Genomic DNA, 15512 nt, shown 5'->3' on the forward strand with positions numbered 1-15512 from the left:
ACCCTGCAGGTCGCGCCGCTCGGGGCCGCGCGGAGTCGTGCGGCAGGATGGGCCCTCGTGAGCACCCTGGAGATCCTGCACTGGAACGACGTGCACGGCCGGTGGGACGGCCTGGCGCGGCTCAGCGCGAGGGCGCGGGCGATCCGCGAGACCGCGGGTCACCCGGTACTGCTGATGGACGGCGGCGACGTCGAGGAGGCCAGCGTCCGGCTCTCGGCCCTCAGCCACGGCGTCGCGGGATGGCGCCTGCTGGGCGCGGCCGGTGTCGACGCGGCGGTCGCGGGCAACGGTGGCCTGCTCCGCTACGGCCCCGCGCTGCTACCGCGGTACGCCGAGGCGCTCGGCTCGCCGCCCCTGGTCTGCGACGTCGAGACGCGCGAGGGACGCACCCCCGACGGCGCCGCGCCGTCGGTCCTGTTGCGCGCCGGCGACTTCCTGGTCGGCGTGGTCGGGATCACGGACTACTACCACCAGTACGACGTGTTCGGGCTGCGCGAGCGGGGCCGGGTCACCGCCGTTCGGCGCGAGGCCACCCGGCTCCGCGAGGCCGGGGCCGACGTGGTCGTGGTGCTCAGTCACGCCGGCATCAACCACGACCGCGGGCTGAGCTGGTCGGTCCGCGACAAGGTCGACCTGATCGTCGGCGGGCACACCCACGACGTGCTCACCGAGGGTGAGCGTGACCAGGGCGTCCCGATCGTGCAGGCGGGCTCCCACGGCCGGCACCTCGGCCGGGTGCTGCTGGAGGTCGACGAGGCCGGGGTCCGCGTCGTCGACATGGCCCTGGAGCCGGTGGCAGACGACGACCCCGCGGACCCTGCGGTGACCGAGGCCCTGTCCGCGGCCGAGCGGGACGTGGACGAGTGGCTGGACGAACCGGTCGGGCACCTTCCCGCGGCCGCCCCCCACGACCCGGACGCGACCAGCGCTGCCGCCCGGCTCGTCTGCGAGGCGCTGCTGGCACACCAGCCCGCCGACTTCGCGCTGCTGATCGCGGCGCACTGCGAGGCCGGGTTGCCCGCGGGGACGATCCGACGCAGGGACGTGTGGGCCGCGACCAGCTCACCCGGCAACCCCGCAACCGCGACGCTCACCGGGACCCAGGTCCGCGCGATGCTGCGCGCCGGGCTGTCCGAGGAGTACGCCGCCCGGACGCCGCGCACCTTCCGCGGCCGAACCCTCGGCCGCCTGCAGATGGTCGGGATCTCCGTCGACGGCGATCGGGTGGTGGTCGGGGGTCTGCCACTGCGCGAGGACGGTTCGTACCGCGTCACCGCCTCCGACCTGGAGCTGGCCGCGTACGGCGGGCTGCTGCCGGTCGAGCCCGCGGACGTCGAGCACGACAGCACGATGATCCTGCCCGAGGTGCTCGAGGCCTACCTCGCGTCGCGGGTCACGCCAGCCGGCGGTGCAGGCTCACGTGACGCTCGACGGGAAGGAAGCCGAGCGCCTCGTTGATGCCGATCATCTGTTGGTTGACCTCCGCGTTCATCGTGTAGACGCGGTCGCGGTCGGGCGCCTCGCGCTGCACCCACCGCAGGTTGGCCACCTTGGTGGCCATGCCGAGCCGATGACCGCGGTGCCCGCGGTCCACGAGCGTCCCCCACTGGAAGATCGCGCCAGGATCGAACGCCGGGACGACCAGCTCGGAGTAGGCGACCACGGAGCCGTCCCGCGCGACCGCGACGGTGGTGTACTTCGTGCGCCCGGCGGCCGCGAACACCGCCTCGTCGGCCCGGATCCTCTCGACGTCGAGCACCTCCTCCTCGAGCGCGACCGCGCCCGAGGGCGCCTCCACCATCAGGGATCCCACCAGCCGACCGAACTCCTCGACGATGTCGTCGGGCACCGGGCCCTTGAACTGGCGCAGCGTGTAGTCCGCGTGATGCGGTGCCGCCTGCTCGCCCAGCGCGGAGAGCCTGCCGTCGTCCACCGGCAGCGGCAGCACCCGCACGACGTCACACATGTCGAAGCCCCACCCCCGGGAGTACGCGAAGTCCGGGTCCGGGTAGCCGACGCCGTCCTCGGGGGCCTCGAACGGCACGTGCGCCTCCGAGACGAGCGTGATCCGTCCCGCCGCCGCCGCCGCCGCGACGACGTGGTCGAGCATCGCCGACCCGTACCCTCGCCGCCGGCTCTCCGGCCGCGTCCACACCCGCACGATCGCGAGGTCCAGGTTGTCCTTCATCGGCAGCACGAGCATCCCGCAGCTGACCACCCCGCCGGGGCCGGGGTCTGTCGCGGGGTCCACCACGCCCGTCCAGCACGCGAACCGCTCACCCGTGCGGGACCCCCTGAGATCGGCGCGCATCTCCTCGAGCATCCAGGGTGCGGCGTGCTCACGGCCGTGGACGTCGGCCGCGTGGTACGTCGCGTGGAAGGCCGCGAGCGCCGCGTCGTCCCAGGCGTCGAGGGCGCGGATCTCCATGGTGAGGGTGTCCATCTACAGCTCCTTCTGCACCTCGATGCAGCGCTCCACCTCGCGGAAGCCCAGCCGGTCGTTGACGGCGTTCATCGCGACGTTCACACCGGCGTTGCCGGTGAGCAGAAGACGGCACTCGGGGAACAGCCGGCGGAGCTGCCGGTGGTTCGCTACCTTCATCGCGAGTCCCAGGGCGTGCCCGCGGTGGGCGGGCAGCACCAGCGTGCCGCTCTGGAAGCCGCGGTGCGGAGCGTGCTCGCTGACCACGATCTCGGTGACACCGACCATCTCCGGGGGTGCACCCCCACCCTGGTCGGGGGCGAGCGCGGCGACCGCGAGCACGTGCCGCCCGACCTCCCGCGACTGCTTCTCGCCGCCACGCACCCGCGCCTCGTCCCAGACCTCGCGCTCGAGCTCCATCTCGCCGGTGGGCGCCTCGTCGTTGAACGCCTCGTTGAGGTGGATGAATCCCGGCAGCAGCTCGTCGGGGACCTCGCGGGTCCAGGACACCAGGCGGTAGTCGCCCCTGCGCGCCCGGGTCTCCTCCTCGATGGCTGCCCAGGTCGGCTCCGTCTCCACGAGGTCCACGACCTTCATGCCGTCCTCGATGGCGTCGGTGTAGCCGAGCCGGTGGGCGAAGCGCAGCGACGCGCTGTCCTCCCCGACCGGGGCGTAGGCGTCGCCCATCGACACCCGCCGGCCCGCGTCGCGCAGCAGGTCCTCGGCGCGGCCGAGCAGCGCTGACCCGATCCCCCGCCTTTGGTGCGAGGGCAACACGTGGATCCCCACGAAACCCAGGTGCAGGTTGTCCATGGTCGGCATGTGCACGCTGGCCGTGCCGACGGTGCGGCCGTCCTCGTAGGCGGCAAGCATCTCGAAGCGGAGGCCGGGCCGCGGACTGAGGTAGTTGACGCGGGCGCCCTCCCACGGGCTCCACCAGTCGTGCGGCCGCGCGGCGTTGTCAGCGGCCTTGCCGACCTCCCAGAACTCGCGCAGGGCGGCCTCGTCGGCCCGGTCGACGTCGCGGATCTCCACGACGCACGAGCCTAAGGGCCGAGGGCGCGTGGTGCAGCCCATTTGTCGAGCCGGGGTTCAGCTTGCGGAGAGGGCAAGCCGCTCACGCACGACCTCGGCCAGGCGACCAGCGACGGCCGCGGCCTGGGCGGCGGTCTCAGCCTCGACCATCACGCGGACGAGCGGCTCGGTGCCGGACGGACGCAGCAGCACCCGGCCGGTGTCGCCGAGCTCCGCCTCGGCCTCGGCGACGGCCGCGGCCAGCACGGCGTCCTCGTCGGCCCGGGACTTGTCGACGCCCGGCACGTTGACGAGGACCTGGGGAAGCCGGGTCATCACACCGGCCAGCTCGGCGAGCGACGCCCTCCGCTCGGCCATCCGGGCCAGGACGTGCAGGGCGGTGAGGATGCCGTCACCGGTGGTGGCGTGGTTGCTCATGATGACGTGCCCGGACTGCTCGCCGCCGAGGGAGTAGCCGACGGCGTTCATGGCCTCCAGGACGTAGCGGTCGCCCACCTTGGTCTGGCGTACGCCGATCCCGCTGGCCCGCATCGCCTGCACGAACCCGAGGTTGCTCATGACGGTCACGACGACGGTGTCCTTCACGAGCGTCCCTGCGTCGCGCATCGCCAACGCCAGCACGGCGAGCAGCTGGTCCCCGTCGACGACGTTGCCCGCGGCGTCCACCGCCAGGCAGCGGTCGGCGTCGCCGTCGAGCGCGAACCCGACGTCCGCGCCGTGCGCCGTGACGGCCTCCTGGACCGGTCCGAGGTGGGTGGACCCGCAGCCGTCGTTGATGTTCAGGCCGTCGGGGGCGTCGTTGATCGCGATCACCTCGGCACCCGCCTCGGCGAGCGCGAGGGGCCCTGCCACCGACGCGGCACCGTGCGCGCAGTCGAGCACGACCCGGATCCCGTCGAGCGCACGCGGCATCGTGGAGACCAGGTGCTTGGCGTAGTCGGCCACCGCGGCGTCGTAGGTCTCGACCCGACCGACCTTGCCGCCGGTGGGGCGCTCCCACGGCTCCCGCAGGCGGTCCTCGATCGCCGCCTCGATGGCGTCGTCGAGCTTGACCCCGCCCCGGGCCAGGAACTTGATGCCGTTGTCGGGCATCGGGTTGTGACTGGCGGAGATCATCACGCCGAGGTCGGCGTCCAGCGCCGCGGTGAGGTAGGCGACCCCGGGGGTCGGCAGCACGCCGAGCAGGAGCACGTCCACGCCCGCGGACGCCAGACCCGCGACGACGGCGGACTCCAGGAACTGGCCCGAGATCCGGGTGTCACGTCCGACGACGGCGCGAGGCCGGTGCCCGTCCGCGTGGCGGAAGGCACCGGCCTCGGCAAGGACGTGCGCTGCGGCGACGGAGAGGTCGAGCGCGAGCTCGGCGGTCAGATGACCGTTGGCGACCCCACGGACCCCGTCCGTGCCGAAGATGCGACCCATTCCCAGTGACCCGGGAGCGGATCAGCGCTTGCTGTACTGAGGCGCCTTGCGGGCCTTCTTGAGCCCGGCCTTCTTGCGCTCGATGACGCGCGGGTCGCGCGTGAGCAGCCCGGCCTTCTTCAGCGACGGGCGGTTCGCCTCCAGGTCCAGGGCGTTGAGCGCGCGGGCCACACCGAGACGCAGCGCGCCGGCCTGGCCGGTGATGCCGCCACCGTGGATGCGGGCGATGACGTCGAAGCGGCCCACCAGGTCGGTGGTCACGAACGGCTCGTTGACGACCTGCTGGTGCAGCTTGTTCGGGAAGTAGGAGTCCAGCGCGCGACCGTTGACGGTCCACTGACCCGTCCCGGGGACGAGGCGCACCCGTGCCACGGCCTCCTTGCGGCGGCCGGTGGCCTGGGCCGGTGCGATCGTGGCCGGGCGGGCCGGAGCGTCGTCGGACGGCGCGCTCTCGGAGCTGTACGCTACGCCCTGCTCGTTGGCCTCGTAGGTCTCCTCGACCTCGGTGCCTGGCTCGACAGTGCCGGTGGATTCAGTCACGGTGATCCTTGCTCGTTGGGTGGTGCGTCGACTACTGGGAGATCTGGGTGATCTCGAACGGCTTGGCCTTCTGGGCCTGGTGCGGGTGGTTGGGGCCCGCGTAGACCTTCAGCTTCTTCAGCAGCTGACGGCCGAGACGGTTCTTCGGGAGCATGCCCCAGACCGCCTTCTCGATCGCCCGGCGCGGGTCCTTCTCGAGGAGCTCGCCGAACGGCGTCGCGGACAGACCGCCCGGGTAGCCCGAGTGCCGGTAGGCCATCTTCGTGACGAGCTTGTCCCCGGACAGGGCCACCTTGTCGGCGTTGACGACGATGACGAAGTCGCCGCCGTCGACGTGCGGCGCGAACGTCGGCTTGTGCTTGCCGCGAAGCAGCGTCGCGGTCTGGACGGCGAGGCGTCCGAGCACCACGTCGGTGGCGTCGATGACGTGCCACTCGCGCTGGATGTCAGCGGGCTTCGGGCTGTACGTACGCACGGTCATTGCCTATCGATCGAGATCGGTTTGTCGGTGGTGGTCCGCTCATGCGGACCCGGCGCCACACGTGCCGCGACCCCGGTCGGAACACCAGGGATCGCACGGGAGCAGCCGCGACCGTCAAGAATACCGGCGTGCCGCGGCGCAGGTCAAAACGGGGCCACCCCGGCAGGACGGGCACCCGGCCGGCACCGGAACAGCCCACGTGCAGCCCGCCCAGGGCCGACTCGTGGCCGGTGCGTGGACCCCACGTTTCACGATAGGGGCGCGCCGGGCATAAGTTAGCAAGGAAGTTCACTGCTCATCGAAGGCGACCGACACCGAGACAGCCCGGCACCGCGCCCCTCCGGAGGCCCACGCGTCGGGTCCACACTGCGAGGAGACCTCGTGACCGACAGCACGGCCACCGCGTCCAGCGTCGAAGGCACGCAGGCGAACCAGAGCCTGACCGTCCGCGACAACCGGACCGGCGTGGAGTACGACGTACCGATCATCGACGGCACCATCAAGGCCGCGGACATCGGGCAGATCCGCACCGACGAGGAGAACCCCGGCCTCGCCGTCTACGACCCTGGCTTCGTCAACACCGCCTCGTGCCGTTCGGCGGTTACCTACATCGACGGTGACAAGGGCATCCTCGAGTACCGCGGCTACCCCATCGAGCAGCTCGCCGAGAAGTCCAACTTCCTCGAGGTCGCCTACCTGCTCATCCACGGCGACCTGCCCTCCAAGGAGCAGTACGACGCCTGGGAGCACGAGATCACCTACCACACGTTCGTGCACGAGAACGTGAAGGGCTTCATGGAGGGCTTCCGCTACGACGCCCACCCGATGGGGATGCTGATGGCCTCCGTCGGCGCGCTCTCCACCTTCTACCCCGAGTCGCGCAACATTTCCGACGCGGACAACCGGCACATGCAGATCGTGCGGATGATCGCCAAGATGCCGACGCTCGGCGCCTGGGCGTTCCGCAACGCGCAGGGCAAGCCCTACGTCTACCCCGACAACGAGCTCGGCTACACCGAGAACTTCCTCGCCATGCTGTTCAAGATGAGCGAGAAGAAGTTCGAGGCCGACCAGCGCCTCGTGCGCGCCCTCGACGTGCTCTTCATCCTGCACGCCGACCACGAGCAGAACTGCTCGACCAACGCGGTCCGGTCGGTGGGCTCGAGCCAGGTGGACCCCTACTCCGCGGTGGCCGCCGGTGTGGCCGCGCTCTACGGGCCGCTGCACGGCGGCGCCAACGAGGCGGTGCTGCGGATGCTGCGCCGGATCGGCAGCAAGGACAACATCCCCGACTTCATCAACGGGGTGAAGGACGGCAACGAGCGCCTCATGGGGTTCGGGCACCGTGTCTACAAGAACTACGACCCGCGGGCCCGGATCATCAAGAAGGCTGCCGAGGACGTCTTCGAGGTCACCGGCACCAACCCGCTGCTCGACATCGCGCTCGAGCTGGAGAAGATCGCGCTCGAGGACGAGTACTTCGTCAAGCGCAAGCTCTACCCCAACGTCGACTTCTACAGTGGCCTGATCTACGAGGCGTTCCAGTTCCCGCCGGAGATGTTCACGGTGCTGTTCGCGATCGGCCGCACGCCCGGCTGGCTCGCGCAGTGGCTGGAGCTCGTGCAGGACAAGGAGCAGAAGATCGCGCGGCCCAAGCAGATCTACACCGGCGACCGCGGTCTCGACTTCGTGCCGGCAGAGGAGCGCTGGAAGCGCTAGCCGGGGGGTCCGCCCCGCCGTGGCGAGGCCGGTGAGTCACGGCGACTCGACGCCCGCCTGGCGGCGGCTTCCTGCGCGCGCTCTGCCTGCCGCCGGGAGCTCGATGGTGAACGCCGGCAGCCACAGCTGGGTGAGCGGGCCGATCGCGAGCGCGTACAGCAGGGTGCCGATGCCGATCGCCCCGCCGAGCATCAGGCCCACGACGACCACGGTGACCTCGATGGCGGTGCGGACGGTGCGCAGCGACCAACCGGTGCGCCGCGCGAGACCGGTCATGAGGCCGTCGCGCGGACCGCGGCCCAGCTGCGCCCCGATGTAGAGAGCGGTGGCCAACCCACACAGCAGCACGCCCCCGACCATGAGGCCGATCCCCAGGATGGTCGCGTCCGGGCTGTCGAGCAGCGCGAGCGTCCCGTCGGCCGAGAGGCCGACGAGGACCGCGTTCGCCACCGTGCCGATCCCGGGGGTCTCGCGCAGCGGGATCCAGGCCAGCAGCACCACGAAGCTCATCACCACGACGGCCTGCCCGAGCGTGATCGGCAGGTAGCGGACCAGCCCGGAGTGCAGCACGTCCCACGGCGCCAGACCCACCCCACCGCGGACCATCAGGGCCAGCGAGACGCCGTACAGCACCAGTCCCACGAAGAGCTGCGGCAACCGACGAGCCAACCGGCCGGCGCGCAGCTGGGCAACGGGGCCGAGATCGGTGAGGCCGGGTCGCGGGGTGGCGTGCGTATTGGTGGTGGTCGTCGGGGCCGTCGGTGTGGTCGTCACATCGTCCATCTTCGCGGCAACTGGCCTTCTAATAAATAGCCAATCATGGCAAGGTGGCTTCATGAAGGGCTCCATCAGTGCCAGTCGCGTGGCCACCCTGGTCGCGGGCTTCCCGCGCTCCCCCGCCTACGTCGGCCTCGCCGAGGCGCTGGTCCTGGTCATCGGGGACGGTCGGATCCCGCTGGACACCCGGCTTCCCAGCGAGCGCGAGCTCACCGACGCGCTGGACGTCTCGCGGACCACCGTGACCCGCGCCTACGCCGTGCTGCGCGAGTCCGGGTACGCCGAGTCCCGGCGCGGCTCGGGGACCTTCACCCGGGTGCCGGATGGCCGCTCTCGCGCGCACGACCGCGCGCTGCTGCCACGGGCCGACACCGCCGGTCGCACGATCGACCTGAACTGCGCGGCACCCTCGGCGCCACCCGGCGTGGCACGGGCCTACGCCGACGCGGTGGCCGAGCTGCCGGCGTACCTCGGTGGCCACGGCTACTTCCCGGCCGGCCTGCCGCGGCTGCAACAGACGATCGCTGCGACCTACGGCGACCGCGGACTGCCGACCGACCCCCAACAGATCATGGTGACGCCCGGGGCGCTCTCGGCGGTGTCGATCGTCGCGCACGCGCTGACCGGTCCCGGCGACCGGGTGCTCGTCGAGTCGCCGGTCTACCCCAACGCCACCGCCGCGCTGCGCCGGGCAGGCGCGCGGCTGCGGCCGGCGCCCGTCGACCCCGACGACTGGGATCTGGACACGACGGCCGCGCTGCTGCGGCAGACCGCCCCGCGGCTGGCCTACCTGATCCCGGACTTCCAGAACCCCACCGGCCACCTGATGACCGACCCCCAGCGCGAGCAGTACGCCGCCGCCCTGCGCCGAGCCCACACGATCCCGGTCGTGGACGAGGCCCACCAGGCCCTGTCGCTCGACGGCCGGCCGATGCCGCGACCGTTCGCCGCCCATGCCCACGACGCCGTCACGATCGGGAGCGCCAGCAAGAGCTTCTGGGGCGGGCTCCGGATCGGCTGGATCCGCGCCCCGGACGGGCTGATGGAGCGGCTCACCCACACCCGGGTGAGCATGGACCTCGGCGCCCCGGTCCTGGAGCAGCTGGTCCTGGACCGGTTGCTGGCCGACTCCGAGCGGGTGCTCGCGGCCAACCGCGCCCGGCTGGGGACGCAGCGAGACGCACTCGTCGCCGCCGTGCGGGACCGGCTTCCCGACTGGCAGTTCCGCACTCCGAGTGGCGGTCTCGCGCTCTGGTGCCGGCTGCCCGAGCCCCTCGCGACTGCGGTCACGACCGAGGCGGAGCAGCACCAGGTGGTCGTGGCGCCCGGACCCGTCTTCGCGCCCGAGGGCGGACTCGACCGCTTCGTGCGGATCCCGTGGACCCGGCCGGCCGACGAGCTGGCCGTAGCCGTCGACGTGCTCGCCGAGGCGTGGTCCACGGTCCGCTCCCGGCCGGGCCGCGGCGCAGGCACACCGTTGCGCATCCTCATCGCCTAGCTGACAGCCCGGCTCAACGCGCCGCACGACCGCGCACGAAGGCCGTCCGACCGCAGTGGCACCCCGAGTCCCCGAGTTGGCGGGCCGCCGGAGATTTAATTACACTCAATTCCGTGAAAAATATCGGCCCGGTCGCGAGACCGGAACCGGCCCCGCCGCCGTCCCGAGGCGGCGCGGAGGCGAGGGTGGCCCGCGTCGTCCGACGCCCGGCCGCCCCGCCCGCGACCGGGCGGCGGGTGCTCTTCCTGCTGCCCGCCGGTGCCGCGCTCCTGGCCGGGCTGGATGCGGCCCTGCTGCTGCTCGGGCTGCCGGCCCCGGTGTCCGTCGACCGGCTCGCGGACGCGCACGGCATGCTGCTCGTCTTCGGGTTCGTCGGCACGCTGGTGTCCCTCGAGCGGGCCGTGGCCCTGCGACGGCGGGCGGGCTTCGCGGCCCCCGCCCTGCTGGGGGTGGGTGCTCTCGTGCTGATCTCCCCCGCACCACTGGCCGCCGGCCAGGCCCTCCTGCTGCTCGGCGCGGTGGCGCTGACGGGTGTCTACGTGCCCCTGTGGCGGCGGCAGCGTGATGACGCCGTGCTCGTGCAGGCCCTCGGCTCCGTGCTCGCCGTGGGGTCGCTCGCGCTCTGGCTGGGCGGCGTGTCCGTGCCCGTGCTGCTGCCGTGGCTGGCCGGGTTCCTCGTGCTCACCATCTGTGGCGAGCGGCTCGAGCTGGCGCGCATCGCGATGGGGCCGCGGGCCGGGACGATCCTGACCTGGCTCTCGGCCGCGTTGGTCTCCGCGACGGTGGCGACGCTGCTCTGGCCGGCAGCCGGCGTGCCGCTCCTGGGCCTGGTGGTCCTCGTGCTGGTGGGCTGGCTGTCGGCCCACGACGTGGCGCGCCGGACCATCCGCGCGAGCGGGCAGCCACGGTTCATGGCGGCCTGCATGCTGGCCGGCTACCTGTGGCTGGGCGTCGCCGGCGCCGTCTGGATGGTCGGCGGCCCGGCCTATGCGGGCGTGCGGTACGACGCCGCGGTGCACGCCGTCTTCCTCGGCTTCACGCTGTCCATGATCCTCGCCCACGCGTCGGTGATCCTGCCCGCCGTCCTGCGCCGGCCCCTCCACCACTCGCCAGCCTTCTGGGCCCCGGTCGCGCTGCTGCACGGATCCCTGCTGCTGCGCCTCTGGGTCGGCGACGGTCTGGGCATCGAGTTCGCCTGGCAGCTGGGCGGGCTGGCCAACATCGCCGCCCTCCTGTTGTTCGTCGCCCTGGCGCTGTGGTCGACCGTGCTCGCCGGGGCTCGACGCGGGGCGGTCCGGTGACCAGGGCGACGCGGGGCTTCTGGCCGCTGCGCGACCTGCCGGTCGTGTTCTGGCTGCTGGCCGCGGTGACGACGGCCGTCCTGCATCCGTTCGTCCCCGCACCGCGCTGGCTGACGATCCACCTGCTGCTGCTCGGGGCGGTCACGCACGCGGTCCTGGTGTGGAGCCGCTACTTCGCGGACGCGCTGCTGCACTGCCCGGAGCTGCCCAGTGACCGGCGGCTGCAGTCGCGACGCCTGCTGTTCCTCAACGCGGGCGTGCTGGTCGTCGTCGCCGGCGTGCTGACGGGCTGGTGGCCGGTGACCGTGGCCGGCGCCTCGGCGGTCGCCTCCGCGGTGGTCTGGCACGGCGTCGACCTGGTGCGTCGGATGCGCCGATCCCTGCCGGCCAGGTTCGGCGCCACGGTCCGGTTCTACGTCGCGGCGTGCTGCTGCCTGCCCGTGGGTGCGCTGCTCGGCACCCTGCTGGCGCGCGGCCTCGACGACCCGCTGCACGCGCGGCTGATCCTGGCACACGCGGTGGTCAACGTGCTGGGTTGGATGGGGCTCACGGTGGTGGGGACCTTGGTCACCCTGTGGCCCACCATGCTGCGCACCCGGGTGGCCGACGGTGCGGAGCGGTCCGCCCGGAGGGCGCTCCCCGTGCTCGTCGTCGCCGTCTCGGTGGCCGCGGTCGGCGCCGCCGCCGGCACCCGGCCGGTGGCAGCCGCCGGGCTGGCCGGGTACCTCGTCGGTCTCGCCCTCGTCGCCGGCTCGTTCCTGGCCACGGCGCGGCTCAAGCCGCCGTCGAGTTTCCCGACGTGGTCCGTCCTCGCCGCGATGGGATGGTTGGCGGGCTGCGTGCTCGCCCTCGCCGTCTCGATGGGCATGGCGGCCTCGTGGGCCGAGGCCGCGGACCGCTTCACGTGGGTCACCCCGTACCTCGCCGCGGGGTTCGGCGCCCAGGTCCTTCTCGGGGCGCTGTCCTACCTCGTGCCGATGGCCCTCGGCGGAGGGCCGAGCCCGGTGCGCGCCGCCAACGCGGCGCTCGACCGTGGCGGGGCCCTGCGCGTGGTCACCGTGAACGCGGGGCTGCTGGTGTGCGCACTCCCGGTGCCCGCCACCGTCCGGGTCGTCGTGTCGGTGCTGGTCCTCGGCGGGCTGGCGAGCTTCCTGCCGCTGCTGGTGGTGGCCATCCGGGCGTCGCGTCGCGCACGGGTCGGGCCGGGCGTCGGGGCCACGCCGCGCACGGGCCCGCCCCCGGGCCGCCCGCAGGGACAGGTCTCGGGCCTGGCCGTGACCGGGCTGGCGACGGTGGCGCTCGCGGTGGCGGTGGGCGTGGCCCTCGACCCGGCGGCGCTCGCCGGGGGACGTGTCGGCGTGGCGGCGTCGGCCGGCATCGAGGCGACGGGCCGGACGACCACGGTGCGGGTCGAGGCAGCCGACATGCGGTTCGTGCCTGCCCGGATCGCGGTCCCCGCCGGTGACCGGCTCGTGATAGAGCTCCGCAACGCCGACGACACGGACGTGCACGACCTCGTGCTCGACACCGGCGACGACACCGGCCGGCTGTCGCCGGGAGAGAGCGCCGTGCTCGACGTCGGGGTGGTCGGACGCGACCTCGACGGGTGGTGCTCGGTGCTGGGCCACCGGCAGATGGGGATGGTGCTGCGGGTCGAGGCCACCGGGGCGGCAGCGCAGTCGAGGACCGGGGCACGGTCGGCCGAGGAGCCGGTGGGCGACCACGCGGGGCACGCACACGGCCCACAGCAGAGGCGGACCGACCCTGGACCACCCACCCGGCCCGACGAGCACGGGGGGTCCTCCGCGGCCATCGGACTCGACTTCATGGCGGCGCCGGGCACCTCGTTCACCGCTCACGACGCGGCGCTCCCAGCCCTCGAGGACCGACGTGTGCACCGGCGCACCCTCACCGTCACCGAGCTCGAGCGCGAAGTCGCCCCCGGGGTGTCGGCCCGGCTCTGGACCTACGCCGGGACCGCGCCCGGCCCCGTCCTGCACGGCGAGGTCGGCGACACCTTCGTGATCACGCTCGTCAACGACGGCACCGTCGGGCATTCGATCGACTTCCACGCCGGCGCCTTGGCGCCCGAGCGACCGATGCGCACCGTCCCGCCGGGTGAGTCGCTGGTCTACCGGTTCACGGCGACCATGGCGGGGATCTGGATGTACCACTGCTCCACGATGCCGATGTCGGGTCACATCGCGAGCGGCCTCTTCGGGGCCGTGGTGATCGAACCGCCGGGCCTTCCCGACGTCGACCGAAGCTATGTCCTGACGCAGTCCGAGCTCTACCTGGGCGAGCCGGGTGGGCCGGTCGACATGGGTAAGCTGCGGTCCGAGACACCGGACGCCGTCGTGTTCAACGGCTACGCGAACCAGTACGACCACCGTCCGCTGCGGGCGCGGGTCGGCGAACGGGTGCGGATCTGGCTCCTCGACGCGGGACCGAACCGGGGCACGTCGTTCCATGTCGTCGGCGCCCAGTTCGACACGACGTACGCCGAGGGTGCCTACCTCCTCCGGCACGGGCCGGGCGGGGCGCAGAGCCTCTCCCTCGCCCCCGCGCAGGGCGGGTTCGTCGAGCTCGCCTTCCCCGAGGCGGGCCGGTACCCGTTCGTGTCGCACGTGATGCTCGACGCCGAACGCGGTGCCCACGGGATCTTCGACGTGCGGTAGCACCCCGGAGGTATCACGCGACCACCCGAGCTCTCCTCGTGGGCATGACACCGATCACGCCACACCCCCTGGCCACCTGGGTCCAGATGCAGGTCTCGCCGCAGCGCCACCAGGCGCTCCGCAGGCGGCGCCGGCGGGTGGCGCGCATCGTCGCCGCTCGGCAGCGCGCGCGTCAGTCCGCGGAGCAGGCACCGCCGCCGTCGCAGCCCGCCGCCCAGCCCAGCACCGCTCCCACGAGCCCTACCCGGTCCGTCCCGGTGGAGTCCGCGCCGACCCCCAGGGTCCCCTCGCAGCGGGTCCCGTCGGACACGACGGCGGAGCAGGCCTCACCCGCCCCGGTCGAGGGCGCATCGCGGGCTCGCGCCTGAGAAGTGCTCAGGACCCCCGCTCGAGGCGTCGTACGTCGGGCACCAGCAGCGCCACCACGCAGCTCCCCAGGATGACCGCGGACACCACCACGAGCCAGGTCCGGTAGCCGACCAGCTCGGCCACCGGGCCGGTCAGGGCCAGCCCGACCGGGCGGGCGATGAACGAGCCGAGCATGTCGAAGGCGAAGACCCGGGCGAGCATGTCGGGGGCCACGTTCTGCTGGATGGCGAGGTCCCAGGCCACGCTGAAGATCTCCAGACCGAGCCCGTGCAGGAACGCACCGACGAGAAGCACCACGAGGCTGTCGGAGAGCCCCATCGCGGCCGGGAAGCAGGCGGTCAGGGCGAGGAACCAGCAGCCGGCGTACAGCAGCCGGCGCGGTCGCCAGCGCAGCGAGATCAGCCCGCCGACCGCGAAGCCGGTCATCATCGCCCCGAGCGCCCAGCCCCACGCCGGCCGGCTGATCGCGTCGCCGACGACGATCGGTCCCAGCACGCCCTGGGCGCCGCCGTAGAACAGGTGGTAGAGCAGCGCCTGCAGGATCAGCATCCACAGCCAGGTGTGCCGGAACACCTCGAGCGCTCCGGCTCGGACGTCGCCGAGCATGGACACCGCCCCGCTCGGCGCGACCACCCGCGGCACCCGGACGAAGGCGTAGCAGAGCGCGGCGACGGCGAACCCGGCGGCGTCGATGGCCAGGCACCAGCCCGAGCCGAGGTAGGCCACCAGGAGGCCGGCCGAGCCGAAGCCGACGATCTGCGCGACGTTCTGGCTGAGTCTCCGCCAGGCCACCGCCGAGGGGAGCAGGGCGGCGGGCACGGTCTGCTGGGTGATCGCCCGGGAGCTGGGGCCGCCCAGTGCGCCGAGTGCCCCGTTGACGGCGCCGAGCCCCGCCAACAGTCCGATGCTGCCCCACCCCCCGATCAGCGAGGCCGCGGCGACCGCCTGGGTGCCGGCGGCGGCGATCGCGGCGCCCTGCATCATCACGGTGCGCGACAACCGGTCGCCGAGGACCCCGCCGAACAGCACCGCGAGCACGTCAGCGAGCGCGTAGACGCCGACGACGAGGCCCAGGTCGGTGGCCGAGCCGCCGAGGTCGATCACCGCGAAGGCGAGCGCGACCGGTGCGATCGCGTTGCCGAGGAAGCTGACCGAGGAGCCGGCCAGCAGCCAGCGGAACGCCGGGTGCGCGAGCGGAGAGCCGATGGTCTCCTCCGGGGCGGTCCCGGGGAGGGTCTCGGACGTGGTCATGGCGCCGAAGATACTTCGC

At 72.8% G+C, this 15512-nt stretch carries 13 protein-coding genes; 6 read left to right on the forward strand and 7 right to left on the reverse strand.

What is annotated here, in order from left to right; all coding sequences use genetic code 11:
• Positions 1–57 precede the first annotated feature (57 nt).
• The gene (locus VFH10_RS05380) at positions 58–1458 is read left to right on the forward strand and encodes a bifunctional metallophosphatase/5'-nucleotidase (RefSeq protein ID WP_325126701.1); all 1401 of its coding nucleotides are present in this window, start codon (positions 58–60) and stop codon (positions 1456–1458) included.
• Here the strand turns inward: VFH10_RS05380 and VFH10_RS05385 are convergent.
• Genes VFH10_RS05385 through rplM form a run of 5 tightly spaced genes read right to left on the reverse strand, consistent with a single transcriptional unit; the run spans position 1394 to position 5894 of the window.
• Positions 1394–2443 carry a GNAT family N-acetyltransferase gene (locus VFH10_RS05385; RefSeq protein ID WP_325126703.1) on the reverse strand — a complete coding sequence of 350 codons (1050 nt, stop codon included), beginning with the start codon at positions 2441–2443 and terminating at the stop codon, positions 1394–1396. The genes VFH10_RS05380 and VFH10_RS05385 overlap by 65 nt on opposite strands.
• Positions 2444–3457, reverse strand: coding sequence for a GNAT family N-acetyltransferase (locus tag VFH10_RS05390; protein WP_325126705.1), 1014 nt, complete (start codon positions 3455–3457; stop codon positions 2444–2446).
• Positions 3458–3514: 57 nt separating this feature from the next.
• Entirely contained in the window at positions 3515–4879 is a 1365-nt protein-coding gene (glmM, locus tag VFH10_RS05395) for a phosphoglucosamine mutase (protein ID WP_325126707.1), read from the reverse strand.
• Between the two features lie 21 nt (positions 4880–4900).
• Positions 4901–5419 carry a 30S ribosomal protein S9 gene (gene rpsI / locus VFH10_RS05400; protein WP_325126709.1) on the reverse strand — a complete coding sequence of 173 codons (519 nt, stop codon included), beginning with the start codon at positions 5417–5419 and terminating at the stop codon, positions 4901–4903.
• 31 nt (positions 5420–5450) lie between these two features.
• On the reverse strand, positions 5451–5894 hold the full coding sequence (gene rplM, locus VFH10_RS05405) for a 50S ribosomal protein L13 (protein ID WP_325126710.1): 444 nt from the start codon (positions 5892–5894) through the stop codon (positions 5451–5453).
• A gap of 387 nt (positions 5895–6281) precedes the next feature.
• Here rplM and VFH10_RS05410 point away from each other — a divergent pair, with 387 nt between their 5' ends.
• Positions 6282–7619, forward strand: coding sequence for a citrate synthase (locus VFH10_RS05410; RefSeq protein ID WP_325126712.1), 1338 nt, complete (start codon positions 6282–6284; stop codon positions 7617–7619).
• Positions 7620–7655: 36 nt separating this feature from the next.
• On the opposite strand, the gene VFH10_RS05415 is transcribed toward VFH10_RS05410, so the two are convergent.
• Positions 7656–8393: a hypothetical protein gene (locus tag VFH10_RS05415; protein ID WP_325126714.1), complete on the reverse strand. Its 738-nt coding sequence runs from the start codon at positions 8391–8393 to the stop codon at positions 7656–7658.
• A 61-nt stretch (positions 8394–8454) separates the two neighbouring features.
• Here VFH10_RS05415 and VFH10_RS05420 point away from each other — a divergent pair, with 61 nt between their 5' ends.
• From VFH10_RS05420 to VFH10_RS05435, 4 genes are all read left to right on the forward strand, one after another.
• The gene (locus tag VFH10_RS05420; RefSeq protein ID WP_325126715.1) at positions 8455–9894 is read left to right on the forward strand and encodes a PLP-dependent aminotransferase family protein; all 1440 of its coding nucleotides are present in this window, start codon (positions 8455–8457) and stop codon (positions 9892–9894) included.
• 185 nt (positions 9895–10079) lie between these two features.
• Positions 10080–11195 (forward strand): hypothetical protein, encoded by a 1116-nt coding sequence (locus VFH10_RS05425; protein ID WP_325126717.1) that lies wholly within the window; start codon positions 10080–10082, stop codon positions 11193–11195.
• The gene (locus VFH10_RS05430) at positions 11192–13873 is read left to right on the forward strand and encodes a multicopper oxidase domain-containing protein (RefSeq protein ID WP_325126718.1); all 2682 of its coding nucleotides are present in this window, start codon (positions 11192–11194) and stop codon (positions 13871–13873) included. The genes VFH10_RS05425 and VFH10_RS05430 overlap by 4 nt, the downstream gene beginning before the upstream one ends.
• A gap of 44 nt (positions 13874–13917) precedes the next feature.
• Complete coding sequence (locus VFH10_RS05435) at positions 13918–14241, forward strand: hypothetical protein (protein WP_325126720.1); 324 nt, start codon at positions 13918–13920, stop codon at positions 14239–14241.
• 7 nt (positions 14242–14248) lie between these two features.
• Here VFH10_RS05435 and VFH10_RS05440 read toward each other — a convergent pair whose 3' ends face one another.
• Positions 14249–15493 carry an MFS transporter gene (locus VFH10_RS05440; protein WP_325126722.1) on the reverse strand — a complete coding sequence of 415 codons (1245 nt, stop codon included), beginning with the start codon at positions 15491–15493 and terminating at the stop codon, positions 14249–14251.
• Positions 15494–15512: the final 19 nt, after the last annotated feature.

Source organism: Nocardioides sp. (genome assembly GCF_035697785.1).
Lineage (GTDB): Bacteria > Actinomycetota > Actinomycetes > Propionibacteriales > Nocardioidaceae > Nocardioides_B.

What these genes read in the sequence shown, in the direction of transcription:
- glmM (WP_325126707.1), bottom strand. Translation starts at nt 4,879, where the DNA reads ATGGGTCGCATCTTCGGCACGGACGGGGTCCGTGGGGTCGCCAACGGT.
- VFH10_RS05440 (WP_325126722.1), bottom strand. Translation starts at nt 15,493, where the DNA reads ATGACCACGTCCGAGACCCTCCCCGGGACCGCCCCGGAGGAGACCATC.
- VFH10_RS05420 (WP_325126715.1), top strand. Translation starts at nt 8,455, where the DNA reads ATGAAGGGCTCCATCAGTGCCAGTCGCGTGGCCACCCTGGTCGCGGGC.
- VFH10_RS05435 (WP_325126720.1), top strand. Translation starts at nt 13,918, where the DNA reads ATGACACCGATCACGCCACACCCCCTGGCCACCTGGGTCCAGATGCAG.
- VFH10_RS05385 (WP_325126703.1), bottom strand. Translation starts at nt 2,443, where the DNA reads ATGGACACCCTCACCATGGAGATCCGCGCCCTCGACGCCTGGGACGAC.